The organism is Haladaptatus caseinilyticus (assembly GCF_026248685.1).
Taxonomy (GTDB): Archaea; Halobacteriota; Halobacteria; order Halobacteriales; family Haladaptataceae; genus Haladaptatus; species Haladaptatus caseinilyticus.
Genome location: NZ_CP111039.1, coordinates 1 through 24,401, shown reverse-complemented (window position 1 = coordinate 24,401; position 24,401 = coordinate 1). Strand labels below are relative to the sequence as shown.

General features: G+C 49.4%; 26 protein-coding genes and 1 pseudogene. 14 read left to right on the top strand and 13 right to left on the bottom strand.

Translation table 11 applies throughout. The features are described 5' to 3' along the window. Nucleotides 1–38: 38 nt before the first annotated feature. Entirely contained in the window at nt 39–701 is a 663-nt protein-coding gene (locus tag OOF89_RS17080; RefSeq protein WP_266080843.1) for a hypothetical protein, read from the bottom strand. Between the two features lie 72 nt (nt 702–773). Between OOF89_RS17080 and OOF89_RS17075 the strand changes: the two genes are divergently transcribed. The 3 genes from OOF89_RS17075 to OOF89_RS17065 are packed head-to-tail and all read left to right on the top strand — an operon-like array spanning nt 774 to nt 2,648. Then, the gene (locus OOF89_RS17075; protein ID WP_266080842.1) at nt 774–1,214 is read left to right on the top strand and encodes a CopD family protein; all 441 of its coding nucleotides are present in this window, start codon (nt 774–776) and stop codon (nt 1,212–1,214) included. 2 nt (nt 1,215–1,216) lie between these two features. Continuing rightward, nucleotides 1,217–2,521, top strand: a complete 1,305-nt coding sequence (locus OOF89_RS17070) for an MFS transporter (protein WP_266080841.1) — start codon at nt 1,217–1,219, stop codon at nt 2,519–2,521. Next, nucleotides 2,406–2,648, top strand: coding sequence for a DUF655 domain-containing protein (locus OOF89_RS17065; protein ID WP_266080839.1), 243 nt, complete (start codon nt 2,406–2,408; stop codon nt 2,646–2,648). The genes OOF89_RS17070 and OOF89_RS17065 overlap by 116 nt, the downstream gene beginning before the upstream one ends. A gap of 145 nt (nt 2,649–2,793) precedes the next feature. Here OOF89_RS17065 and OOF89_RS17060 read toward each other — a convergent pair whose 3' ends face one another. Beyond that, complete coding sequence (locus OOF89_RS17060) at nt 2,794–3,087, bottom strand: hypothetical protein (protein WP_266080837.1); 294 nt, start codon at nt 3,085–3,087, stop codon at nt 2,794–2,796. Between the two features lie 664 nt (nt 3,088–3,751). Further along, nucleotides 3,752–5,023 (bottom strand): annotated as a pseudogene (locus OOF89_RS17055) (amidase); the annotation flags it as partial. Nucleotides 5,024–5,590: 567 nt separating this feature from the next. Here OOF89_RS17055 and OOF89_RS17050 point away from each other — a divergent pair. Both OOF89_RS17050 and OOF89_RS17045 read left to right on the top strand, forming a co-directional pair. Next, nucleotides 5,591–6,202 carry a hypothetical protein gene (locus OOF89_RS17050; protein WP_266080835.1) on the top strand — a complete coding sequence of 204 codons (612 nt, stop codon included), beginning with the start codon at nt 5,591–5,593 and terminating at the stop codon, nt 6,200–6,202. Nucleotides 6,203–6,334: 132 nt separating this feature from the next. Then, nucleotides 6,335–6,589 (top strand): hypothetical protein, encoded by a 255-nt coding sequence (locus OOF89_RS17045; protein ID WP_266080833.1) that lies wholly within the window; start codon nt 6,335–6,337, stop codon nt 6,587–6,589. Nucleotides 6,590–6,690: 101 nt separating this feature from the next. Here the strand turns inward: OOF89_RS17045 and OOF89_RS17040 are convergent, their stop codons facing one another. Together OOF89_RS17040 and OOF89_RS17035 are read right to left on the bottom strand one after the other, a co-directional pair. Further along, nucleotides 6,691–6,912, bottom strand: coding sequence for a hypothetical protein (locus OOF89_RS17040; protein ID WP_266080831.1), 222 nt, complete (start codon nt 6,910–6,912; stop codon nt 6,691–6,693). 355 nt (nt 6,913–7,267) lie between these two features. Continuing rightward, on the bottom strand, nt 7,268–8,557 hold the full coding sequence (locus OOF89_RS17035; RefSeq protein WP_266080829.1) for an outer membrane protein assembly factor BamB family protein: 1,290 nt from the start codon (nt 8,555–8,557) through the stop codon (nt 7,268–7,270). Nucleotides 8,558–9,187: 630 nt separating this feature from the next. On the opposite strand from OOF89_RS17035, the gene OOF89_RS17030 reads away from it, so the two are divergent. Next, on the top strand, nt 9,188–9,373 hold the full coding sequence (locus OOF89_RS17030) for a hypothetical protein (protein ID WP_266080826.1): 186 nt from the start codon (nt 9,188–9,190) through the stop codon (nt 9,371–9,373). Nucleotides 9,374–9,828: 455 nt separating this feature from the next. On the opposite strand, the gene OOF89_RS17025 is transcribed toward OOF89_RS17030, so the two are convergent. Together OOF89_RS17025 and OOF89_RS17020 are read right to left on the bottom strand one after the other, a co-directional pair. Beyond that, nucleotides 9,829–10,032, bottom strand: coding sequence for a hypothetical protein (locus OOF89_RS17025; protein ID WP_266080824.1), 204 nt, complete (start codon nt 10,030–10,032; stop codon nt 9,829–9,831). Beyond that, nucleotides 10,029–10,859 (bottom strand): hypothetical protein, encoded by an 831-nt coding sequence (locus OOF89_RS17020; protein ID WP_266080822.1) that lies wholly within the window; start codon nt 10,857–10,859, stop codon nt 10,029–10,031. The genes OOF89_RS17025 and OOF89_RS17020 overlap by 4 nt, the downstream gene beginning before the upstream one ends. A gap of 167 nt (nt 10,860–11,026) precedes the next feature. Here OOF89_RS17020 and OOF89_RS17015 point away from each other — a divergent pair, with 167 nt between their 5' ends. Beyond that, complete coding sequence (locus tag OOF89_RS17015; protein ID WP_266080820.1) at nt 11,027–11,404, top strand: hypothetical protein; 378 nt, start codon at nt 11,027–11,029, stop codon at nt 11,402–11,404. A gap of 327 nt (nt 11,405–11,731) precedes the next feature. Here OOF89_RS17015 and OOF89_RS17010 read toward each other — a convergent pair whose 3' ends face one another. Then, nucleotides 11,732–12,007, bottom strand: a complete 276-nt coding sequence (locus OOF89_RS17010) for a hypothetical protein (RefSeq protein ID WP_266080818.1) — start codon at nt 12,005–12,007, stop codon at nt 11,732–11,734. A 197-nt stretch (nt 12,008–12,204) separates the two neighbouring features. Here OOF89_RS17010 and OOF89_RS17005 point away from each other — a divergent pair, with 197 nt between their 5' ends. The 3 genes from OOF89_RS17005 (at nt 12,205) to OOF89_RS16995 (ending at nt 13,702) form a co-directional block, all read left to right on the top strand. Beyond that, nucleotides 12,205–12,429 (top strand): hypothetical protein, encoded by a 225-nt coding sequence (locus OOF89_RS17005; protein ID WP_266080816.1) that lies wholly within the window; start codon nt 12,205–12,207, stop codon nt 12,427–12,429. Between the two features lie 126 nt (nt 12,430–12,555). Continuing rightward, nucleotides 12,556–13,008, top strand: coding sequence for a hypothetical protein (locus OOF89_RS17000; RefSeq protein WP_266080815.1), 453 nt, complete (start codon nt 12,556–12,558; stop codon nt 13,006–13,008). 136 nt (nt 13,009–13,144) lie between these two features. Continuing rightward, nucleotides 13,145–13,702 carry a hypothetical protein gene (locus OOF89_RS16995; RefSeq protein WP_266080814.1) on the top strand — a complete coding sequence of 186 codons (558 nt, stop codon included), beginning with the start codon at nt 13,145–13,147 and terminating at the stop codon, nt 13,700–13,702. Between the two features lie 208 nt (nt 13,703–13,910). Here the strand turns inward: OOF89_RS16995 and OOF89_RS16990 are convergent, their stop codons facing one another. The 3 genes from OOF89_RS16990 to OOF89_RS16980 form a co-directional block, all read right to left on the bottom strand. Then, a complete protein-coding gene (locus OOF89_RS16990; RefSeq protein ID WP_266080813.1) occupies nt 13,911–14,378 on the bottom strand; it encodes a hypothetical protein in 468 nt (155 codons plus the stop codon). A 504-nt stretch (nt 14,379–14,882) separates the two neighbouring features. Beyond that, nucleotides 14,883–15,386, bottom strand: coding sequence for a DUF6290 family protein (locus tag OOF89_RS16985; RefSeq protein ID WP_266080812.1), 504 nt, complete (start codon nt 15,384–15,386; stop codon nt 14,883–14,885). 449 nt (nt 15,387–15,835) lie between these two features. Next, nucleotides 15,836–17,431 carry a hypothetical protein gene (locus tag OOF89_RS16980; protein WP_266080811.1) on the bottom strand — a complete coding sequence of 532 codons (1,596 nt, stop codon included), beginning with the start codon at nt 17,429–17,431 and terminating at the stop codon, nt 15,836–15,838. An 834-nt stretch (nt 17,432–18,265) separates the two neighbouring features. Between OOF89_RS16980 and OOF89_RS16975 the strand changes: the two genes are divergently transcribed. The 4 genes from OOF89_RS16975 (at nt 18,266) to OOF89_RS16960 (ending at nt 23,023) form a co-directional block, all read left to right on the top strand. Further along, nucleotides 18,266–19,696, top strand: coding sequence for a hypothetical protein (locus OOF89_RS16975; protein ID WP_266080810.1), 1,431 nt, complete (start codon nt 18,266–18,268; stop codon nt 19,694–19,696). 77 nt (nt 19,697–19,773) lie between these two features. After that, entirely contained in the window at nt 19,774–20,556 is a 783-nt protein-coding gene (locus OOF89_RS16970) for a class I SAM-dependent methyltransferase (RefSeq protein WP_266080809.1), read from the top strand. 31 nt (nt 20,557–20,587) lie between these two features. Further along, a complete protein-coding gene (locus OOF89_RS16965) occupies nt 20,588–21,148 on the top strand; it encodes a VOC family protein (protein ID WP_266080808.1) in 561 nt (186 codons plus the stop codon). A 666-nt stretch (nt 21,149–21,814) separates the two neighbouring features. After that, nucleotides 21,815–23,023 carry a Cdc6/Cdc18 family protein gene (locus OOF89_RS16960; protein ID WP_266080807.1) on the top strand — a complete coding sequence of 403 codons (1,209 nt, stop codon included), beginning with the start codon at nt 21,815–21,817 and terminating at the stop codon, nt 23,021–23,023. A gap of 21 nt (nt 23,024–23,044) precedes the next feature. Here the strand turns inward: OOF89_RS16960 and OOF89_RS16955 are convergent, their stop codons facing one another. Next, nucleotides 23,045–23,524 carry a hypothetical protein gene (locus OOF89_RS16955; protein ID WP_266080806.1) on the bottom strand — a complete coding sequence of 160 codons (480 nt, stop codon included), beginning with the start codon at nt 23,522–23,524 and terminating at the stop codon, nt 23,045–23,047. After that, complete coding sequence (locus OOF89_RS16950; RefSeq protein WP_266080805.1) at nt 23,521–24,306, bottom strand: ParA family protein; 786 nt, start codon at nt 24,304–24,306, stop codon at nt 23,521–23,523. Before OOF89_RS16950 ends, OOF89_RS16955 begins: the two co-directional genes overlap by 4 nt. Nucleotides 24,307–24,401: the final 95 nt, after the last annotated feature.

The window sequence follows — 24,401 nt, the reverse complement described above, 5'->3', positions numbered from 1 at the left end:
TGGTTAATCCGAAATAGATTATATTCCGCCCACAGTTATCAGTCAGTAGTTGTGGTATCCTCGACCGGGCGAAGGACGACGAGCGACTCACTCTGTTGCTCAACGGACACATCGAGAAACCGTGCAATTCTGTCCACGAACTCGCTTTCCGAGACGTCACTGTCGTTGCCAGTTAGCCGGAGTTGAATCTCATCGAATCCATCAACGACTCCTTGTTCATCAATAATAACGGAAAACAGCTCACGTGGTGTCACGGCATCGCCTGCATCGAGCCGAGTAGTGATATCATCGACCGTCGGCCCAACGGTTGTTTCTACGTCGAAAGCGACATCGACGTCAACGGTCGTTGCGAGCCGGTCTGCAGCGTACACCTCTTCAGACTTCTGGATGGCCGGTTTGAGTACCGTCTCGAAATCAATTCCTTGCTCTTTCATCCCGATGTAGACGAACGACAGCATCGCTCGAAGGCCGTCGATGAAGTCGTCGTTTTCCGCCGCTTGTGCAAACACTTGCTGGCGATCCTTCTGTTTGAAGTGGTGAACCAGGACATCGAAGTCGAGAACGCTATTTGTCACTCGCCGTCGAATCCGTGCCTCTGCGTTTCGTTTGGACTGTTCATGGCTCATCTCTGCTTCCCCAAGCAGATACGCTCGGTCGGCCGGAGTCAACACGCCTCTGGATCGATTGCTATCGAAGTTCATAATCGTATTTGGATTATACACAGTCGGATATTATCCGAACACGTATAAACATACGGTTCAGAGGATGGAATGATGGCACTCATCGATACAATTATTCGAGTTATTCACACCGTGTTTGCCGGTGCATGGGCTGGAGGAACCCTCCTGTTCGTTGGTGCAGTCTTACCAGCTGCTCGCGCGAATCACTTTGATGCTCGGGCGCTTAGCACTATTGCAAAGCGATTCAGCTACCTCTCAGTGGCAGCCGTCGCATTACTATTCATCACAGGTGGACATCTCGCCGGGCGACTCTATACGTTCGGGAGCCTCCAGTCGACCGGTCGTGGGCACCTTGTCGTGTCGATGGTTGTGTTGTGGCTCGTTCTTGCTGGTGTTTCACATGCAGCAACAAGTCAACTCACCAGCGCGCTCGAAACAGGTGATACGAAAACTGCTGTCGAGAACTCGTGGGGGCTGTATCTCGTCGCAGCGATGGCAGCAGCTGCATTACTCGTCATCGCTGGGCTCCTCTAACAATGGCACAAGAACCTGGACACAGACGAGCACTCGTTATCACCTTCACTACTGTCTTCGTCGATCTCCTCGGGTTTGGGATTCTCATCCCGATTATCCCACTCTATGCGCAGCAATTTGGGGCAAGTGAATTTGTTGTCGGTGTATTGATCGCGTCGTACTCGATAACACAATTCATCTTCGCACCCATTCTCGGTCGGTTGAGTGACCAGTATGGGCGCCGGCCAGTACTGCTTATTTCACTTCTTGGTAGTGTGATTGCGTGGACGCTCTTTGGCCTTGCCAACGGCCTCATTGTCCTGTTTGCCGCTCGGTTGTTAGCTGGCGCAATGGGTGGCAATATCGCAACCGCACAGGCATATATAGCTGATATCACACGGCCAGACGAGCGAGCGAAAGGTCTCGGTCTCGTTGGCGCAGCATTCGGGCTCGGGTTTGTCTTCGGCCCAGCATTGGGCGGGATCGCATCGAGCCCAAAGATCGTGATGACTGCCGGTCGGCTCCTTCCGGCATTTATTCCGACGACAGTGTTCACGCTCCCGAGCTTTCTCGCCGCAGGGATCTGCGCACTCAATCTCATTGTGGCGGTAGTAATACTGCCTGAAACCCGGACACAACAAACGAACGCTGTTGATGATACGGGGCGTCTCACTCGTCTTCTGGACGCCCTTTCGGACCCAAGATTGAATGGACTCATCATTGCGTTCTTTCTCCTTTCACTGGCATTTTCGGGAATGGAGAGCATGTTTGTACTGCTGACAAAGGATTTGTACGGATACGGACCGACAGTGAACGGGTATGTGCTTGCGTATGTCGGTGTCGTGATTGCTGTTGTGCAGGGTGGCCTCATCGGTCGACTAACCGAACGCTTTACCGATCGGTCTCTGGCGATTGCAGGCATTAGCACCCAACTCGTTACACTTGCCGCGATTCCATTCGCACCTGAGTTAGGGCAGTTACTCCACGCACTTAGTAGTAGTCCGGTTCCGATGGTATCGGGATCGCTGCTCGCACTATTAGCAATTTTATCGTTTCTGGCGGCTGGGAACGGTATTGCGAATGTGACGCTGACGACCCTTGTATCGAGAAATGCGGACGAGGATCAGCAAGGTGGTGCGTTTGGGCTGACACAGAGTGCAGGGAGTGTTGCACGTGCGGTCGGCCCGGTTGCTGCTGGCGCGTTATACGCCAGTGTCGCCTATTGGTCACCAATTTACCGTCCGACGCCATCAACTCGATTTACTTCCAGGTGTCGGGCCAACACTCCGAGATCGCATTATAGAAAAACGACGACGCCGCTCGTTTGAGAATTTTTCTGACCTTGAGGAGCGAGTCACAGGACTACATGCCCCAACTGAAATAGTAGTCGAACGGATTCTTTTGGAACTTCGTGGCGAGACAAAATATCATCTGTTCACTGAGTTCCACGAATAGAAGGGTAAAAAATTTTCAAGTGGCAATTTGTCGTCTGGCTTTCAATCCTATTCAGAAACGGTTCTTCTCTAACGTTTTGCCTCAAGCCAGGGAAGGAACCATTGAGAAATCGAGGCAGAGTCGATCGACGGTCACGAGGTACTACTTATTTAGTTGGTTCGAAGACGTTCCTCGGCCGTTCCCAGTTCACTAATTGGTTCATCGTAAAGTAGTGTTCTGTAATCCCATCGTCAATGACAAAGATCTCACCATCGAAATCAAAGGTTGTCGTTCCCTGTCGAATCTCGACATAGCGGTCTGAGTCATCGCCGAACTCCGCATGCACTTCCCCATGTTCAAGCACGTCCTGCATGAGGCGGATAACCGGTGGATGTCGATCTTGTTTTTCGTCGAAATCTCCAACAATCTCGAGTTCTTTCAAGAGACGGTCTGTATTCATGATCAGTAAGATACTCGTCCCTGGAGCAATAAAAATCTACGCAGATATCTACGTAATCTGAATAAATAAAAATCATCCCAGCAGGGACATCGTTTATGCCGTTACAATCGTAGCCAGCCGATTTGGCATCCCCATCGTCTTCCGAAAAACATCGAGCGTGCCATCGTCAGTCGTATTGCCGGCAGCAGTTATGTTTAGGAGTTTTAGAAAATCATTCCTTTTCTTCTTCCTGCTCTCGCCACTTGTCACCGGGCTCTTCAATCAATCCAACTCGCATCAGACATCGAACGACGAACAGTCCAATTTTCTTCTTGATCTTGTTCATGCACTAAGTGGCAGATGGAATCCTACAGAGTAGTTGGAAATACGATCTCAAAATAATGGTGGTCGTTTTTCATATTTGTCTGATATAACATCCAACGCAATATTCGTTGGTAACGACAGTGAGTCCGCAGCCAAATACAGACGTACGATCCGTGAAACTATCGGCAAACCCATCAATGTCTGTTTTCGTAACTGTGACTTGTGGGATGATGAGTCAATCACCTACTGGATTGAAGTGGGCTGGATCGATGTGTACCTGGCTACCACCCAGACAGTCGGGGGTTTGCGGCAAAGACAGAAATCAGCATTAAGCGGGAGAAATGAGACGGAGCTTCATCCCCTATTTGGAAAGCGACGGCGCGGTCTCTGGTGCCCCTCGATGGTGGGTCGTTTGCTCGAACGAATAGCCAAACCCGAGCACTGTTCGTTCATCATACGGCCTTCCAAGGAATTCGATACCAACCGGCAGATCGTCATCCGTGAACCCCGCAGGCACTGACATTGCAGGGCATAACGACTGAGATGCGATGAGAGTATTTGTCGGGAACGTCATTGTCTCGTATTCGCCCTCCCGAATCTCACTCTCCAGTGGCGGAATCACTTGAACATCCGGATACACCAGTGCATCGAGATCATGTTCGGCAAAAACATTGAGGATCTCTTGCTGGAATGTATATTGTGCTGTTCGGCTTCGCCAGTATTCGACCTCGTTCTCTAAGTCGTCAGGCCCATCCTCAACAAACGCGATGAAAAGGTCGAGCAGTTCATGATACTGATCCGTCTCGTAGAGTTCATCAACGGTCTCGACTGGGACGTCTCGTTGTGCCAGGAAACCGTTGATGTCTCGCTTCGACTGCAGCACGTACAACATGGTGTGTGCAAGATGATCGTCGAGGTTCGGGAGTTCGATCGGATCGATAAGGTTTGCCCCAGAGTTACGCATGGTCACGAGCGCGTCTTCAATGACATCATTGACAGGTGCTGCGTTGGGGTTCTCACTGTCACCGAACGCATTACGGACAACACCGATATGTGCGTCCCGAAGGGCGTCTGGCCTGAGTTGATCGACGTATGAACCATGAATGGATTCGAGTTCGGTCACAGCAGTGAGTGGGTCGTCCAGATCGTAGCCAACCAAGATATCCAGTAATTTAGCAGTGTCTCTGACGGTTCGTGTCATCGGTCCAGCCGTATCCTGATGAGAGACAAGAGGATTCACACCTGCCCGACTGATTAGGCCGGGAGTCACACGATATCCAACCAAATTGTCAAACGAGGCGGGGACACGAATTGACCCTCCACAATCGGTGCCGATACCAATGGCACCGAGATTGGCGGCCACTGCAGCGCCAGTTCCACTGCTTGAGCCACCAGGATCCCGATCCGTTGCATACGGATTCTTCGTTCGGCCCGTAATGGACGAAAATCCAAACCAAGAGGTCGCCCAGTCCGGTAGATTTGTTTTAGCAAGGATCACTGCTCCCGCTTCCCGAAGGTCCTGGATAACGGTCGCATCGTGCTCAGCCATGTAGTCTGCAAAGGCTTCCGAACCGAACGATGTTGGCATATCTGTCGTCTCAAGTGCGTCCTTTACGAGTACGGGAATTCCGTGGAGTGGGCCAACGAATTCTAATTCCCAGGATGATTATCAAGTAAATCATGTTTACTGAAACCCATCCTACGAGAAGTGACGAGACCATAACTGCGCCAAATAACAACAATAACTTAATTAAATAATAATATTTGCTAATCCTTCGTCTTACTAAAATGTTTGTAATATAGAATAGAATCACTGTTAGTGCTGCAAAAATTGTCATATTGATGAGAGAATTGAAAAAATCGGTGTTTGGAACGGTTTTCTGGAGGAACACTTGAGCTGGGATTGATTGTGTCATCGGATATTAAAACGACATCATTCATAATAAATGAGCACATCACAAGTCCAAGTACAATACCCGGTATTCTCAATACTGGCAATACGCAATCAACATTGGTAATTTCAGAAAGTACAGTCGTCCATCCTCTCGTTGACGATCCTATCGAGACTATAGTGAAGGGTATGGCATTCACGCATGGTTTTGAGTGGGGTGCCAGGGTGGTTCCACTGCCGCTTATAGAAGTGTAAAAGAGATATTTCACTGTACACGAAGCTTATTGTCTAATAGAAACACCTCCGAACATGAAACGCCGAACTACACTACTCAGCCTCTTCTCTCTCTTCGCAGTCTCTGCTGGCTGTCTCGGAAACGCATCATCAGGTAACTCACCATTCCCAAAACGAGTTTCCGTCCGACAGACCGATTCGGTTCCAGAACGGTGTCCGGTTGACTTAACTATCGACGTCGTTCAGGCGGAACTCACCAAAACACAAACTGCTCATCTGAAAGCGACAGCGAAAAACACCGGTGAAGCGACGAGGGAGTTCGAGCCAGCCTACTACAAAGGTGCAAGCTCACGGGCAGGTGATTCGGGCATCCTCCTGTATTCGCTCCGTGCCCCAGATAGCCCACCAGCTGATTATGCTCCTGACTGCATTGGGTCGGACGGCAAATCACAGGGGGAGCTACGTTGGTCAAATGAGTACTCCGGGACAGAAACCCTCGAACCGGGCGAATCATCGAGTGAAGAACTAATTGTTGTTGATGATCCCACTGTTGGAGGGTGCATTCCAACCGGGAAGTACAGATTTGAGACCCCGTACAACATCAGCGACGAAAATGGGTATGATGAGACGTTCACGTGGGGATTCACGCTCCGAGTCGATGAGGGAAGTACCGAGAAAACTCAATGATGATGGGAAAAGAGAGAATTGACAGTTGATTACTCGACTTCCTCCCAAAATAGATTGATTGTTTCAGCGTAGATTCTCCCTCGTGTTAAATAGAGAGCGTAGATTTATCGCAGTAGAAAACCAGTTAGTTCTATGAATAAACTCGGCATCAATAGTCAGTGGCTACTCACCGAAAGCCTCCGCGTTGGAACAATCCTCTTACTCGGCTTTCTCCTCGCCCATTTTCTCGACGAATTCATCGCAGCGTTCGGTATTGAACTCCTCTATGGACTACGGAGTACTCTCATCACAGTCATCCAAAATACCGCGCTCCTCACTGGATTACTCTATGTGATTACGAAGGGGATTAATACCTCTTCGTCATCCGCCAATCATCGTGGCGATTAGCGGTTAGAAAGCAGAAAACGGGCATCACGTGTCTTTTGTACGATCTGTAGCTACAATTTGTAGTATCTTCGGATTATTGACTAGGCGCTATTTGTTATTGGTCAGTTTAAATATTTAGAACTGAGGTAATAACTGAGAAAAAGGACAGGGGCGATGAGAACAAAGACAAACCAAAGACCAGGGTCAAAGAGAATAGTTCCGATAGAACGATGAGGATAGTATATTTTTGCCCAAATCATCATTCCAATGAGGAGCATACCAAGGACGGTAAGACCGCCGAGTGCTGGCCTTTCTTTAAGATATTCATTGAGGGCGTTGGTCATTTGTTACCGGTTATTTCTTTGTTAGCAAGCGTTAAAAATTCAACATTGATCAGTCCATACAGTGGTATTCCCAGGGGTGGTCTACTTCTGCTTATACACCAAATATTCAATCGAAGTTGCTCACAGTGATACGGCGACTCAGACTCCCACAATTTGCACTAAGCAGAACTAAGAGAGTTTGGCAAGCGTATCGAACTTATATACTTTCGTTTCTAAGGTTTATTGACAGGACGATAGGTGAAATTCGTTCAGGAAGAGTAGCTTTCCTCAGCATCGTAGTCCGTAGAGTACCAGATCTTGGCTTTTTCTAGCTTTCTTCTATTGGTGATCCTGATTCAATACCATCTCACCGGTACTAACTAAATTTGTATAATGTGGATCCTTTATTGTATATTCTGGTAGTGATGTACACGCCAGTATTATCAGATAATACATATGATATTTCATCGGATTTTTGGAGTGAGATCTCAGCTACAGAGTGACCCGTGCGCTGATTATGGAACGTGAGCCGATTTGATTTCGGCTTCGATGTTGCAACATGATTTCCGAGAATCGCTGGATACACAAACACAGAGTCTTTCTGCCATAATTCCTTCCCAGTTCGTGCATCTACGCTCCGCATACCGCCATAATCAAGAAAATAGACGATCTCATTCGAAACCCCAATCCAATAAACATCATCCGTAGTCACAGTCGCCCACGACAGCTGTTCTTCACGAGGATCAAACGCATACACCCCAGTTGCGACGTCTGTTCCCGGAATACTCGTATGGGTTGTCCCGTATAACAACCCATTTGTGGCAACCAACGAATGTTCCACACGGCTAGGGATATCAAACTGTTTTTGCACCTCACCAGTTTTGACGTTGAGGACATGCATCTCTGCCCAATCCTCCTTGACAACCGCAACGTAGAGGCGATTCCCAACAATCGGTATCAAAGGTGGTATCCAGTCCTCTTGATACCCAGTCTGTTTCTTCTTCCCGAAAAACGGAAATGAGGATTCTTTCTGTGGGAACTCCCAGAGCTTCTCACCAGTGGTCGCGTCGAGTGCCTCGACCAGCGAGATGTCCGGATCCTGTTGGGCGACAATCGCGATGCCAGATTCGTGAAGGCGAACCGCCGCATGTGTAGTAACGTCGGTTTGCCATTGTGGCGAACCATCGTGGCGATTGAGTGCATAGATCCGACTCTTTGCTTTGCCATCTGTTCTAAATTCTACATTCACGTAAACCGTCGTCTGCGACAGTGTTGGAAGGTTAATACGAATATTTCGAGCATCCTCAATCGTCGGTCGAAACCGCCAGTCAGGAGTTCCAGTCGCTGTATTCACCCGCCAGAGAACATCTTGTGATTGGTGTCGAAGAACAGTATAGATGCTTTGACCATCAGAGACCGTTGCATATGTTTCAACATTCGGTATTCGCCACTGTTGTGTTAGCGAAACGGTTGACGGAGAATGGCTCTGTGGTGCGTGATTGGTGTTTGCCGTATCGTGATGAGTATGAGTCCAGCTACTACGATCAAGTTCGATGTTCTGTGGATCTACCGTCTTCTTTGGCTTTGACCACGCTGAACATCCAGCAAAGAATGATAGTCCGCTAGCCTGTAAGAGGTGACGACGGCTGATTGAATTGGGAGCCATAGGAGTCCTCGTGTTTTTTTAGATTCATTGCGAGGCCATAATTATACCCATTCAGTTAGTATTAACAGGAGACGGATAGTGCTTCGTTGAGGCAGCTCGCGGTTCCTCCCATTGACGTACCAGATTAGATTGGGTGAGGTGAACCCTGTGTCAGTTGGTATTGTTCTTAGAGGCAGTATTATTGCAGGAGACAAACTATAGAGAAATATGAATCCACTGGGTCTTGTGTTTCTCGCGATTGGGGTGATCTTCATACTGTATCCGGAACGGATTGCTCGAAACCGGCTCAGCGGTGCGAAAGATCCCACTCCGACACAGGGAGCGATCGACATGGTCCGCTATGTCGGCGGGCCTCTCTTGGTGATCCTTGGGTTTTTCATGGCGTTTGTGACGATACAATGAACGGGGAGAAACGTAGTGCTTGGGACGATTTTGAGGTTGGGAGTGCGATTTTCGCAGACAGTGAAGAGGGAAACCTCTGATGACGATCTTTTCGGGCGATTCGAGAGTCCGAGTTTCCGACTGTGATTGCTCAGTGGGACGTAGATACAGGTGAGATGGAGCAACAACTCGACAATCAATAGAAAAATTTGGGGGAGTCTATTTAGCGAATGAAACTTTGTTGTTCGTATGGTACTCGAAGACGACCTCACACAGCTTGGGGCCGTTCGGAACATGCTCTATGGCATCCATTTCACTATGTTCGGTTTGTTTGGAATTGCTGTCACTGATAGCCTGATTACGTTTGGTGCCGCCGGATTGGTAGTACTCGGATTCTACTTCACTGGACGAGGCTTTTCGGCGTACTCACCCTGATCGTGAAAGTAGAAAGTGTCCATTTTGTGTAAAATCGTTCAGGAAGTTCACGCGATCGTTGTGCAGTGATCGACTACTAGGCTCACGTTCTTATCTGAGGGTTATGTTTCGATGTTCATTTCTATAAACGATCCTCCGATTTTTATCCTTGGCCACGTGCTGCTCGATAGTAGTTATAGAGGGTGTAGACAAGATACAGTACTAATCCAAAGCCTGCAATCGGGAGGATAACGCCAGTTATTATATCCATACACTATGTTGATTTGAAGTCATATAAACCTACGGTAGCGTCAGATAGACCGTCGCGAGGTAACCAGATACTCATCAAGACTCCGTACCGTCTACGCATTATTGCCTGTTATTACGCAATTCAACAATGCTCAGTACCTTCATTCAGCGCAATAATCGACCTCAAACACCAACCGATAACGCGGGTGAATCCAATCAAATTGCTCCTATCCGAGCTGTTGGACTGATTCAAGCACTTGCCCTTCCGTCCGTTGCCGGTCGATATGCCGACTTCCGCTGACATCCAATCTATCAGTCTCAATCGGCGTTCGCGTGATCGAGTTCATCACCCGATTGTACGTGAGAACTGCTGTTGCACCCTCAATGATGCCGATCAGTAGCCGTTTCTCCTTGTCATAATCAGTCCTCATGACGTCATGTTGTTTCGAGCTTGCTGATACCACGCTGGTTGCTGAATCGATGTCTGACCAATCGCTGTGACTCGCATCGATTCTCGAACATGAATCGTCTGCCCGGCTTCTGTCCCCATGGAGCGTAGTTGATATCGATGAATGACTCCCCATGCGTCGACCACGGCTGTCAGTGATGCATTTCGTATTGTCTCCATTCGCTCAGCGACTGCAAAGCTCTCCGGAGAAGATAGCTTGGTCAGCTGAACCCGATAGTAAGGGTGTGAAGTGGTCGTATTCAGCTGCGAGACTGTGACACCATCTGTGCGTTTAAACACCGAAAAGAGCAACGGTAGTCGTCCGTGGCGAGTGAGTGCTTTAGAAACCATCTCACCGCTGGATTCATTCACCACTTGGTATGTGGTTGTTGTGGGGGAGCTGGCTGCTTCATAGGTCTGATTGTTGCGGTGATAATACGCCAGCTGTGTCAGTGGACGATCGTTATAATGTGGCTGGGTAACTAAATAGTGACTCCGATAGAGAGACCGTGTTGAGGAGTGACTCCGTTGGCCCATCCATACGAAGTGTCTCCGAGTAGTTCCGTTTGAATAGTGCTGGAGCACCGTGCCGTAGAGAGTATGTGAATCTGTTTCGAGAACTCGCTCATGAGCGTCCATGAGTTTGCCCGGCTCTGTGAGACCCGTCGCGGTCAGCCCAGGAGCAAGTGTGCCTGTAAGTTCGTTGTTCTCTGATTGAGAGGGCGTATCGAGGAGTGTGGCGTCAAGGACGAAAGCACCGCCTGCAATCATGCAAAGGACGAGGACAGCGGCAAGATAGTTGCGAGCCATTCGTTTCTCTGTTAGTGGTCGGTAATATGATTCTAGTGGATTACCTGATTGTGTATTCAACTGAACCGTGCTCTCTGAACATTCAAGCAGGATACTAGCTGGGCGTGCTATTTGAAGGCAGAATATTCGTAGAAAATATTATACCCGATATCAATGAATAGTCCATAATGGTCAACAAGAACGTTTACCACGGGGCAGTAGGCACAGCAATTGCAGGTGGCGTAATCGGCATCCTGAGTGGCAGCAGTGCCCTCGCTCCATGGGGAATTCTTGGCGGTCTGATCGCTGGATGGTCAGCAAATACAACGGCTGATAGCCTCTATGACGGTGGCCTTGCTGGGCTTCTTGGCGGAATCCTGACTCTCATTATTATCGTTGGAGTAGGAGCGATCAATGTTGTTCTCTCGACGGGAAGTCTCAACGTTGCAGGGGCGATTGGTGCCTATGTCTCGGTCGTCGTTGGCCTCATGATTATTCCGCTGTTTGCCGTCGAAGGCTTGATTGTTGGCTTAATTATCCCATCCCTGCGGAGAATTCGTTCCTAAAGAGAATTGGGACTCTCGGACGATGTGACGATCGTTGGCTGACTCCCTTCTGACATTGTCCCTTGGTTTCGATAGTACACGAACCAGTACGCAATCGGCCACCAGATGCTGAGAACAAGAATACTGATTGGAAGTGTCGAGAAGGAATCTAGCGGAAGGAGAACTGCATTACTACCAGCAATTGCAATGAAGACGAACAAGCACAAGGAGGAGTCGAGAATATTGTTTCATATCTAATAATATTCTCCAGAATACTAGTTGTATTGATTGAGTAAAAAGCGCAAAAATCCATTTCGTACTAGAATTCGATCCCGAATCACGTCATTTTTACGTTAGAATTCGGCGAGCAAGCCGATAAAGGACTGTGAGGATGAGTGCCTCAACGAGGAGTCCAATACCCACAACAACATAGAAGAGCGGCCCACTGCCAATCCAGCCGAAGTAGATATTGCGCAGTGCAGACGCAAAGAGGAACGCAAGATAGGTGAGAGTCGTCCCACCGCTAATGACCCATGACAAGGCGAGGAGACCGACAAAAATGATAACGACGTCTCGTGCGAATGTTTTGCTGATTGGTTTTCGAGCGGTGGTGCGGACGGACATGATCAATACTACTACGCTTGCAAAATACATAATTATACCTACTGTATAATGGATCTAATTTAGAGAAGCGAGTGGAACAGGCGAATTGAGTGACCATCTAGAAGAATGGGTAAAGAAGAGAACGGATAGGACGAGTCGCGAGCCCTCTTACAACAGCCACCATAAAACATTATATATGCTTATCTCTTTATCAAAGTATGCTTAGTCTCTTCGTCGGCTTATTTGCCATCGGTTTTGGTATCCTGAGCATTATCCGCCCACAATTGCTGTTCACCCTCCGCCACCCTGTCTCAGTCACACCTGAATCCAGTTTGAACGAAACAGGTGTCTTTCTCTATCGTGTCGGCGGTGTCTTCTCAATTCTGGTTGGCCTCTGGGTACTCTCTACGTGGGGACAACCACTACGAATGGGTTTCTTGTAGCGAGATTGATAGTCAGTGGATAACTTGATGTCAAAAGACAATCGTGGCTTAGAACGTTACGGCTAGGGATAGCAGCTTTGTTAGGATTCATAGAAGGCTTATTAATGGATAGCACTGACTGAAGGTATGCGCCGTCGTCACCTCGTTACTCTTCTTGGAACCGCTGCAATTAGCGGCTGTTTTTCGCGTGGATCAACTGCCCCACCAATCCTCGGCGAGGTCGACATCGTTAATTTCGATTACAAACCGCACACCGTCCATGTCTTTATCGAACGCGATGGCCATCCAGTCTATTGGGCCGATCATGAAGCGACGGCCCGAACCAGTGCGAGTCTCGGTGGAGCGAGTCTGCCGTGCGTCTGGGATGGCAAAGAAGGGAAATATATTGTTCGTGCTCGTCTCAATACTCGAACGAAGTGGCAGTCAATTAATCTCACTGAATACGATAGTGAGATACTCGGACTCTCGATTCACATTGGCGATACTGATGCCGAAGAAGGGGCACCACTGCGGCTTTCGATCTGGCACACAAGTAATGCACGTGCACGCTGTCAGGTGGAAACGACTATGAGTCACTGACAAAGCATTGCATGAGTAGAATGTGGACTCCAACAAGGAGTAAATCGGTCAAGAACAACAGTATCCAATAAATCGCGAAAAATTAGGCGACCACAATATACAGAAAGCTTATTCAAGAGTACCACCAGTCATCACCATGATTTCTCGACGGCAAGTGCTTGGGACAATGGGAGTAACTCTTACTGCAGGGGGTTTCGGAAGTTGTCTCTCTCACCTTGGAGTAGCAAAAACCGGTTACATCCAAGCAAAAGTTGTCTCTCTGGAATGGAAGTACAACGGACAACAGTACGTAGACGAACCGTTGAATATCATGTTCGATCGTGCCCAAGGAGACATTGTTGGAAGCTATGATCCAGACATGGTTGGGGATAGTGTCCATTCGCCGACGAACATTGTCGTGTCAAAAGCCACCCGTAACCGACTTGCAACACGGTTCAACGTAGACTACCTTATTCGTGTTTGTGGGACAGACTTCTCCAAGGAAGGCTCATGGGGCTGTTCGAATAGATGGACAAGTCGAGAAGATTTTAATCGTGTTCAACTGGGTGACCGTGCTGAGGTTCGTGTTTCAGGAGACGACTTTGATGTTATCGATGTGTACAAGAACGCTGCGACGGTGAACTCGGTCGATATTCGGACGTTCGACTTTGCTGAGCTGCACAAGGAGCACGGCATTTCACCACACCAATGGTAACACTCGAACCATACATGGTGAGTCAGATTGTAGAAGAGCTTGGATGGCGATGTCTTCGGCGATATTTATTCGGGACCGAACTGCGGGCCTGTGTAGAATGCAAAGAGCAAGCATACGACAAAGATTGTAATTCCAGAAATCGATAATAGATCAGATACGTGACGTCTATACTGTACCTCTGCGTATCAGTGAAAATCAGAGCAAGTTACTAATTTTGAACGGTGGCACGTTCTGACTCCTGAACCCAGCCGAATTCCCTGCGGATACGTGCCCATCCTCGCTTCCAGACAAGCCAATATCCAGGAATCACACCGACCGCGAACAGAGCGACATAATACTGTAACTCAACTGCTGGAGGGTAGACCCGAGACGCAATGATACCGGTGAACCGGAGACCAAACCAGAGCTGTTCAGTCACGAGCTGGCCAATGACAACGGTACCAATCACCCGCTCTGTGACTCCAGCAGGTTCGGTGCGCCCTCCAATTTCGCTCCGGTACAGCAGATAGCCGAGAATAAGCGGTTGAATGAATGTACATCCGAGAGCCCAGAGGAGATTTGCATCACTTCCGCGCTCGGTAGCGTCGAGATAGATCCAGTACCCGATGAGCGCCGAGAAGATGATGTGAGACAGGTAGAAGGGTGAACTGAAAATATTCGTGAGTACCAGATTCATACTGATACGTGATTTCCACCCGGCATATCACTTCTGTTCAGCCGACCAGACAACGAGTTCAACTCGTGCTACTTACAGGTTGAGCGTACCGCGATACAGCTGGTATTCCTGGACTACACGTTGATTGTCGCGGCGTATCTCCTCGATATTCAACCACCCCCTTTGTCACACGCTGTGGGTTCCAGCAGAACCCTGTTGCTATACTATACCAGCTTCTATTAGCACCAGTAGCGCCGAAAAACGAACAGATGAGTGAATACGGGAGAGCTGACAGCGTGCGAGCCGTTCGTTACAATTCTCTTAGATCGCCCACCAATTCAGGGTGAGAAAGCGTTGCGCACAGATTGATTCGGGAATCCCGGGGGTTGGTTACTTCCGCTTATGGATTTAAGAAGAAGTACACTACACACCACCTGACGAGTGAAAATCCCCGGGTAAAGCACTCGAAAGACGTCTTGGCGGTGGTTTTAGATCCAATAAACCGTATAATGCTACACCTTTTGCTTAGCCACGGGAGAAAACTTGGCCGAGTCGCGAGAAGAACCCGTCTTTCTCGGAGTTATGGAGCTTGAGCTTGGTATTCGCCTCTTGGTAGCGTGCCTGTGCACTGTCACGTTCGCTGCGCACACGATCTAAATCGGATTGTATTCGCTCGTTTGCTTCCTGTAATCGCGCGGCCTCCACACGCTTGTCTGTGAGCGTCTCAGTGGCCGACTTGTGTTCGTCCTGAAGAGTGCTATGTTGCTGCGTGAGACTCTCGTGCTCTTGTTTGAGGCGATCATGATCGGTTTGTAAGCGGTCGTGATCCTGCTGTAGACGGTTGTGTTCGCTCTGTAGACGCTCGTGTTCTTGTTGTAATTGCTCATACTCGACCGCGTCTTCAGTGTCCTCGTCTCTGTGTTCGATGAGCGTTCGCATGTACTCGGAGAGCGATTGCCCGTCCTCGGCCGCCTCGTCCTCAAGTGATTCTTTCACCTCCTCCTGTACGCGGAGTGTGATCTGTTTCATGCACGGACGATTACAGGGCGTCTACAAGAAATTCAGTCAGACGCACGTGCGACTCATTTCGTGTGGAGAATTCACAAGGTTCTGTACTAGGTACCTGGGTTAGTATCGTCGGCAGGAGACGGAGTACGAGCACTACAACGGTAGAAGAGAGACAACGGGGGTGGAATCAAACCACAGAGACCATGGAGTGGCCCCATCGACGACACGACGAAACATCGATGGTGTAGACGGAAGACGAACGACACGAAGATTACATTGTCGTAATTAACGCCCGAAAGTGAACCGTAATCACGCCAGACCAGTTCTCCCGCTTTTTTCTACTTCAAAATCGTGGTGAGAAAAGTGAGAGTAATTACACCCCACAGTAGCCGTCTAATACGACGTTCTCATCAACTTCGTTGGGCGATAGTCCGATCGAGATCTGTACTCATTTCCGAAAGACGGGATCATCATGGGTACTCACCCAATGGTGCAAGTCCAAGATCCTCGGGTGAGAGCTCTTCCAGCCGATTCGCAACAGATGATAGTCCCTGCCTCTCGGGATCATAGATCCCGTGATGAATCAACCACAGGCGAGCTGTGGTTTCTGACACGTCGAAGTGAGCAGCTGTGCCAGTGATTGTGCCCTCCTGCTCGTAGACAGTGCGCAATTTCTCGGGGTCACGGTATGGATGCCGCTCGAGTTCGTCGGCTGTCGTCAGCGAGGATACCGGCTTTGAGAGACGTGTAGAAGATGTGGAGGGATCCGTCGACGACCCTCTGCTGGTTCTATTCAACCCCAGTCTGCTAACCCCCTCCACGAGTTCATCAAAGCGTGCATCTACCTCACGCACTGTACTCTGTCTGTCGTCGGATTGCTCCGATAGATAGGGCTCATCAGAGGTAGACTCGCTTTCGGCATCAAACAGAGACGTAATGTTCACAACCAATCCCGTATCCGGCGCGTCTTCGTAATCGTATTCCTTTGCGAGATTTGCCTTTTCGAGGAGATCAACGTCTGTTTTGATGATCGTCGGAACGTGTACGCGGACGGCTTTCATGCTATTTTCCTCCGTCTGAGTTTCTGTGAATCCGTCTTCGTCGGCTATTTCGTTCATGTATCGACGAATCGTATCGACACGCACAGATTCGGCAATACCGAAAACACGCCGGCGTATCTGTTCCGCAGTCAGCCGGTATGTTCCTCCCAAATCGGCGTGCATCGCGAGTCGGACGAGTGCGACTTTGATTCCTTCTATTTTGTCATCCTTCGAGAGATCCGCGAACTCGTATCCTGCCTGAAGACGGTCGTACTTCGGTCCGTCCAAAATACCGGGCAACCCAAGGTTTTCCATTCTCTGGATAGCCTGCTCACGCGGCATGAACACGTCCTTCGTCGTCGGACTCTCCACGTACTCAACCGTGTCATGATCGAGGACTTCCTGAATTAACTTCTCGCGGGTCTTTTGCGTCTTCGTCTGTGGCTGCATCTTCACGGCCGCAACGAGATCGTCACGCTGTACCGGATACCCGTTATCGAATTTATCCGAAAGCTCCGAACGGATACGAGCAACCTTCTGCTCGACCGAGCTCGCATTGCCACTCTCGCACCGCGCGAATAGATCGATCCGCTTCACCTTCCGGCGCAGACGGTCATGCCGACCATCGGTAACGAACTCGAAAAGAATACGCGAGAGATACTCGCCTTTCGTGTCTGTCTCAGGCGCACGTTTCGCATAATCCTCGTTAAACAGAGCCTCAATTGATTCTCGCACGTCGCGAGCGAGGCGCGTCTTCTCGTCGGGCGCCACCGACAAATTCGAAAACAAAGGATCTTTTTCTTCGTTGTCGTCGCCACCGAGTGCGTCCATGGCATTGTGGATGAGGTCTTCAATCTCCGCGTTCGGATCTTTGTCGCACCACTCTTCAATCGCATTCTCAACCACGATACGCACGTAATAGTCTGACTCAGACGCTCCGACGTCGTATCTGTCTTGGACGTATTCGTGGACTCGTTCGATTGCTCGTTCGAATACGAACAAATCGATGTGGCCCGTGCCACTCATCGAAACCACCTCACGAAGGGGACTGCTCCCACTGGCCAGTGGGAGTACCCCCCCTCACTCACACTCACTAGTGTGAGTATAGTACTAGTGGTAGCAGGGTAGCCGGGTCCATGGACCCGGCTTAGGGCGTCGGAATTCCGACGCCCTCGTGTGGTTTCACAGTTCAGCATGTCCTTCTCGCTGCTGCCGACACCTTCGCGTGAATGACGACGGAGAAAAATAACGCCGTTCGTTTTCAAATCGTCCGGCGTGATGCACTGCTGGTTAGTTTTGGCCTCAATGTCGTCGTATTGTAGATATTGTGTGTAGTGTGTCATCGTGCATACGTCGCACGCTGACCCGTCTCAGAGTCACTCAGGCGAACAAGAGGTTATACCTGCAGGTATAACCCGAACAATTTTGTCCACTGAGCAAGAAATAACACTTGTACGTTCGTCGGAAGGTGTGACGGGTGTTGGAGCACCCAATAACTTCCGACGGAGTTGTCATTTCTTGGCGTTGATTCTTGCCTAGCTTAGCTGCCTGTCTCTTACCGATGGTAGAGCATCTTTAACCCATTCTTCATTTGTCAACCACCAGTGGTTCATTACGAATCGTTGCAACTGGTGTTTTTCATCGTTCGTATTGCCAACTGGGCCGTCAGGACCACTACGGACTCCCGAAAGCTTCTGAGTAGGTTCGTCCGCCACTTCGAGGTGGTCCATCACATTCCTTCTATCTCCCAAACACTCAATTAAGTATTTCGCATATGGACATTCTATGTCCATACCAGGTCATATTACATCCATAACGCTTACTTCCGGGCATATTACATCCATAACTATCTACTAACTCATGGCCTCCCGCTCCCTTCACCAAAACTGGCCCACGCCAGTACTCACGACTGCTGGCGAAATTCTCCGCACAATCACCCCCACAACACTCCCCGCGCTCGTACTCATTGAGAGCGATACTGCAACGACCCAGACAGAAATTGCGAACACGATCAACCGACATCAATCAACTGTCTCGAGCCATTTCCAATCGCTAGCACTCGAAACCGCTGATATCTCGCTGATCAAGAGGGAGAATCGTAGCTATGTTCTCACAGATACTGGGAACGAAATTCTTGATCGTGTCATCGCCACCCTTCAAAACCTCGAGATCAAACTGGATGCCGTTGAGTGGGGATCCACATCGGATAAAGAACAAATCGGGGCCTGTCTCGCGCCGCTCTATGGGTCGCGGAGCGTTGAACCATTTCTCGTCTTGGATTCGGTCTCTACCAGAAGTGGACCAGGTGGCCGCCGGCGTGATCTGCGGTCTGCCAAGATCGAGACGGTCAATCGTGATGTCGAAAATCGCCTCCACAAGATGGAGAAAACCACGTCTAGCTACCAAATCAGACAGATTATCGACCGCTTTGTTGAACATGATGCCCTCACATGTGACGACGATCGTCTTATCCTCACAGAGAAAGGCCAACAGCACGCAGATCTCCTAAATCACGTTGCGAAAGTCGTCGCAAATCAAGTTGTGACTGAGCAGAGCGGGGAGTATGCCTCGACTGACAGCATCGACGAAGCCGTGCTTCAGCTTCGACGCGACCGTATCGCAACGGCATGGAGCCTAGAGAATGACGACCCACAATTAGTTGATAACTCCCACTTCTATCGGCATGTGAAGCGAATCGACTTTCTTGACCGACCAGCCGACGAGTGGAACAGTTTTCGCTGGATAACTGTCGAGAACGCCGGAACAGAGCCAACGAATTCGATCACCCACAAAGAAAGCGGCGAGAACAAGATCACATTCGAGGACATCGATCCACTCGTGTTTGTCGATGACCGTGACGGCCAGCGACTGGAAGTCAACGATCTCACCGAACAGCAGCCAGCATTTGAACAGAAATTAGAGTTCCTCTTTCCCCAGCCGCTTCCGCCGGGTGACAGCCTGACGCTTTACTATCGACTCACCTGGCCGAACGAGTTGGCACACTATGCGACGTACAATCAAAGCATCTCGCTCACACGCTACAATCACGGTGTAGGTGAACTCCAGTTTGGAATTGTTGATAAAGCGAACCACGTTGGGGTTGAGTGCCAGCAATTTCTCGGAGAAGAAGACGACCTCTGGGGATCGATCTCCAGCACACCAGACTACTTTGCGGCTGATGAGCGTCCCGCGTTGGAGCCGATTCATGGTGAAGGATACCAAGGCTACCTCTACACCATTCCATCACCCGATTATCCCGCCTACCGAATCTGTTATACCCCAGTGGAATAGATTGCATTCAACAATGCGATCGATGAGAAATGCACATCCCCTGAATCGGGTCCATTCTCGCGCAGGAGGGCACACAAATGGGTGACTTCGATGGGACGCCGAGCTTTTACACTAGTGATGAGACGTTTGAGAAATACCTCGGACAAACGTCGTACTACGAGGCATTACAGAAGAACGTTGTAGAACTTGTCTCTCATGCGGCTCCTGACCGAATACTCGAAATGGGATCTGGAACAGGGCAAACCTCTGTCCGATTGGCTGAAGAAATGCCAACAACAGGGATACTCGGAATCGATAATCGAGCGACAGTCACCGAGGTTTCACGGAATAACGCGAAAAAAATCGGGGTGTCAAACCTATCGTTCGAAACAGCCGATATGACCGAGTACGTGAAAACAGTCACCTCACTCCCGGAAATGGTGGTGCTGTTGTATTCCTTCCACCACATCCCCGATCCACTCGACCAGAAAGTCGACTTTCTCGAAGATTGCTATACGGCCTTACCTGAGGGAGGCTACGTCTGTATCGCTGAAACGTTCTTGAAGAACGATGCTCGTGATACAGCGGCCGACCGTGAGACTCAGATACGGTGGGCAAATCGGGGCGTCGAGGCGTTTGCGTCCACGTTTTGGTCCGCACTCGACGGTATCGACCCGGCTGCCATCGAACACGCCCAGGAGGTCGGCGAGTTCTCCCGAAAGCATGAGTTAGAAGCCGGTGATAATGTCCTCACTCGTGATGATGAATACTTAATCAGTATGAAATGGCTCGTCGACCATGCCCAAAGCGTTGGCTTCGATGTCCTCCTCGCAGAGCCAGTGAATGCAGTCGGTGACGGGATCGTTCTCCTTCGAAAGTAACCTATGCACACCACCATCTGAGATAAATACTATGACAAACGACCATCCGTTGACGGCACAAAACGTCCACCACGTTGGAATCACCGTTCCTGATCTCGATGAGGCAGTTGACTTCTTTGTTGATGCCATCGGGTGTGAATTGCTCTATCAGAAAGGGCCGTTCGGAGATTCCGATGGTGATTCGATGGAGCGTCGGTTGGATGTGCATCCTGATGCGACAGCCTCGCTTGCAATGTTGCGATGCGGTCCAACCATGAACCTTGAGCTGTTCGAGTGGGATGCTCCCGACCAGGACGATACGCCACCGAACAACTCCGACATCGGAGCGACGCATCTCGGCCTCCAGGTAGAGGATATCGACGTAGCAATAGATGGATTGGGAGAACGAGACGACGTCACGATGCTTGACGGGCCACAGACAAATGACGACGGGCCAACGGAGGGCTTGACCTACATATTTTGTCGAGTGGAGTGGGGATTGTATCTCGAACTCCTCGAAGCACCCGAGAGAATGCCATACGCTGACGATACTGACGAGCGACTATACGGTCCCGCGCCCTCGTGGAGCCACAGGCCCGATCACTCAGACTGAGTGACAACCACTCGCAGAGACCACGGAGTGGCTCCAGCACGAATTGAATGATTTGACAGCGACAGTGATGAATCACTTAGAAAAGCTCCACGGAAACTAATTCTCCAGCAAAATAGACCTCATAAATTGTTAACCCAGTAGCGATATCTCAAAAGTAGCTTCGAGTTCAAATCGAAGACTTGCGTTAGTATATCATACTAACGTTGGGTTATATCGATGGTTGTTGTAAAATGAGCAGACGGCGGTACGTCTGACACTCCGGATTTCACGAGTCTATGCTAATAAGTAGCACAATTTTAACGGACACACACACACCACTTTTCACGAGCTCCCTCTTGAGAATGTCCGACCGCATTAGAAACGCTTGTTTTGCTAATCCACACACCTCTAGTCTAGACCTACTACGGATTAATATAACAATCAGGGATTTAAATCTTTTCTTCTGTAAATACGTCTACTATGGCTACCCACCGAGTTGTCTCGAACAAAGAAACGAGAGTATCTGGTTCTCATAACAACGACCCAGTGGTTTCTGAAGTCTTTCTCGTGAAAACCGGAGAGGGACTGTGTTTAAATAGAGTAGTAGCTCATGAAGCTCGTGAAGCTCATGTTGCTCGTGAACGGTGGGTTTATATGGCATTCTATCATGGTATCAGACCAGAACCAATGGGTTTGAAGGAATTCACTCGGGATGACCCGATCTTCGTCAACGAAGCCGTTCTCCGTGATAACTACCGTCCGGAAGAACTGGTCGAGCGTGACGAGGAATTATCCGAGTATCAGGAAGCACTACGTCCCGTCATTAACGCTGCTCCGCCGAAAAATATCTTCTTATACGGACAAACCGGTGTTGGGAAAACTCTCGCAACACGACTGGTACTGAACCGACTACTATCCGATCAAGAGAACTACGACGATCTCAATATCACGGTAGTCAATCTGAACTGCAAATCTGCGTCCAGCAGTTATCAGGTTTCAGTCGATCTCGTGAACCAATTCCGAGACACATCCGAGAAAATCCCGTCAACAGGGTATGCTGCCAGTCAAGTGTACCAAATGTTGTGGAATCATATCAACGACTTAGATGCAACTCACTTACTAGTCGTTTTGGACGAGATTGATTCGATTGGCAGTGACGATGACATCCTCTATGAACTGCCACGAGCGAACGATAATGAGAGTGTTGACGATACACTAGTCGGCGTTATCGGGATCTCGAATGACTTCACGTTCCGGGATAATCTGAGTGCGCGCGTGAAGGACAGTTTATGCGATGAAGAAATTCACTTCCCACCATATGATGCGAATCAACTCCGGAATATCCTCAAACAGCGTGCCGAAAAGGCATTTCGGGATGACGTTTTGGACGGTGACACGATTCCGTTGTGTTCAGCATTCTCGGCGCAAGAATCGGGGAGTGCACGACAGGCACTGAAGTTACTATACAAAGCAGGAGATTTGGCGCGAACAAGAGACGACTCAGAGGTCGGCGAAAGCTACGTTCGCGAAGCGCGAGATCTCATCGAGAAGGGAAAAGTGCAAGACGAACTCGAATCCCTCCCGACACAAAGCCAACTGACGCTATTCAGCTTACTCCAGCTCGAGGAAGAAGGCAAAACGCCATGCAAACGATCGGATATCTACGAACGGTACCAACTCGTTGCGAATCTTATTGACACGGATATCGTCTCTGACCGAACGATTCATGATCGTATCAGTCAGCTTCGACTGAAAGGATTCATCAAGCATGATGAGCGGAATGACGGTATCCACGGCGGTAGTTACTATCTGTATAGTCTTGATATTCGGCAGGAGATCGTCGAAAATGCTTTGCAGCAAAGTAACGCTCGTGTTTCCGATCTCTTTGAAGCCTAACTGTCTGGATGTCTCTATCGGCTACTCTTTCACGTCGATGTACTCGTCTAGGTTTTCGTTGTCGAGTCCAGCTCGAACTAATCCCTCAAGAAAGTCCTTGTGTTTCTCGATACCACCGTTTCCGTTGACTAAGCTTTGACCGTTGTACTGATCGTAGAGGTCGTTGAGCTCTTGCTGAAGATCGTCTGGCAAGTACATCACGTATTGCGTTCGGTTCCGTGTGCTATCTGTATCACCTGTGTGACCCGAATGACTCGTGCCATTTATCTCACCTGTACTACCCGTGTCACCCGTGTCTTTTGGGTCATCTATGTCTCCCTTACCACTCGTATCGTCTTTGCCATCTGTATCACCCGTGTGACCCGTGCTATCTACACTACCTGTGTCACCTGTATTTTTCTCATCATCTGTATCCTCCGCATCTTCTGTGTCACTTTTCGGCTTGCTTCGCGTGCTAAATCGATCGCTGAGTTCCTCATTTTTGTCGACTTGCTCAGTCATTGGTATCCCTCCACGTGGTCAGCTAGTTCATTGTACCGTTCCTGCAGATCCTCAATCGTTTTTTCTTCGTGTCGTTTCCCTTCATATCCAAAAATCGAATTCCCTTGCTGCCATGCTCGTCGAAGGGCAGCTCGATCTGGGATTTCAAAGACGTGTTCTTCACCGAATGCAGTATTGAACCAGTCGATCATCTCTTTGTTAATATTGTCGCGGGTGATCATGTTGACGACTGCCCCCATCGTCACAATATCAATTCCAAACTCGCTCTCGATCGATTCTATCTCATCGAAGAGCATTTCGAGCGCGTCTTTGCTAGCCTCGTGAGCTTGTGCCGGGAACAACACGTGCTCCGAAGCAATAATTGCATTGTCCGTGAGCGGGCCAAGATTTGGCGGTGAGTCCATGATGATGTAGTCATAGTCGGTATCGAGTTCAGCAAGCATCATCGACAGCCGTTTCTCGGCTCGTCGTTCGAAGTGAAGCTCCTTTTCGAGTTTGAACATTCTAAGATGCGAGGGCAAGACATCGAACTCGTCATACTCAACGACCAACTCATTGACGTCGCTGAAATTGTTTGCATCAAGGAAGACATCATACATCGTGATGTCGTCAACCAGGTATTGATCTCCAAGACCGAGGGATTTTGTTGCGTAGCCCTGAGGATCAGCATCAACCAGTAGCACGTCGTTCCCTCGATCGGCGAGAGCTCCTGAGAGGTTGAGTGCGGTTGTTGTCTTCCCGACGCCGCCCTTTTGCATCGCAATTGAAATTGCAAGTGTCATGTGTATTGTCCGTGTGACACGGGTAATACGGGTGGTACCTGTGTCCTATATTATCCGTGTTCTGCATGGAACTTAGTTCTACGTCAGACATCAGT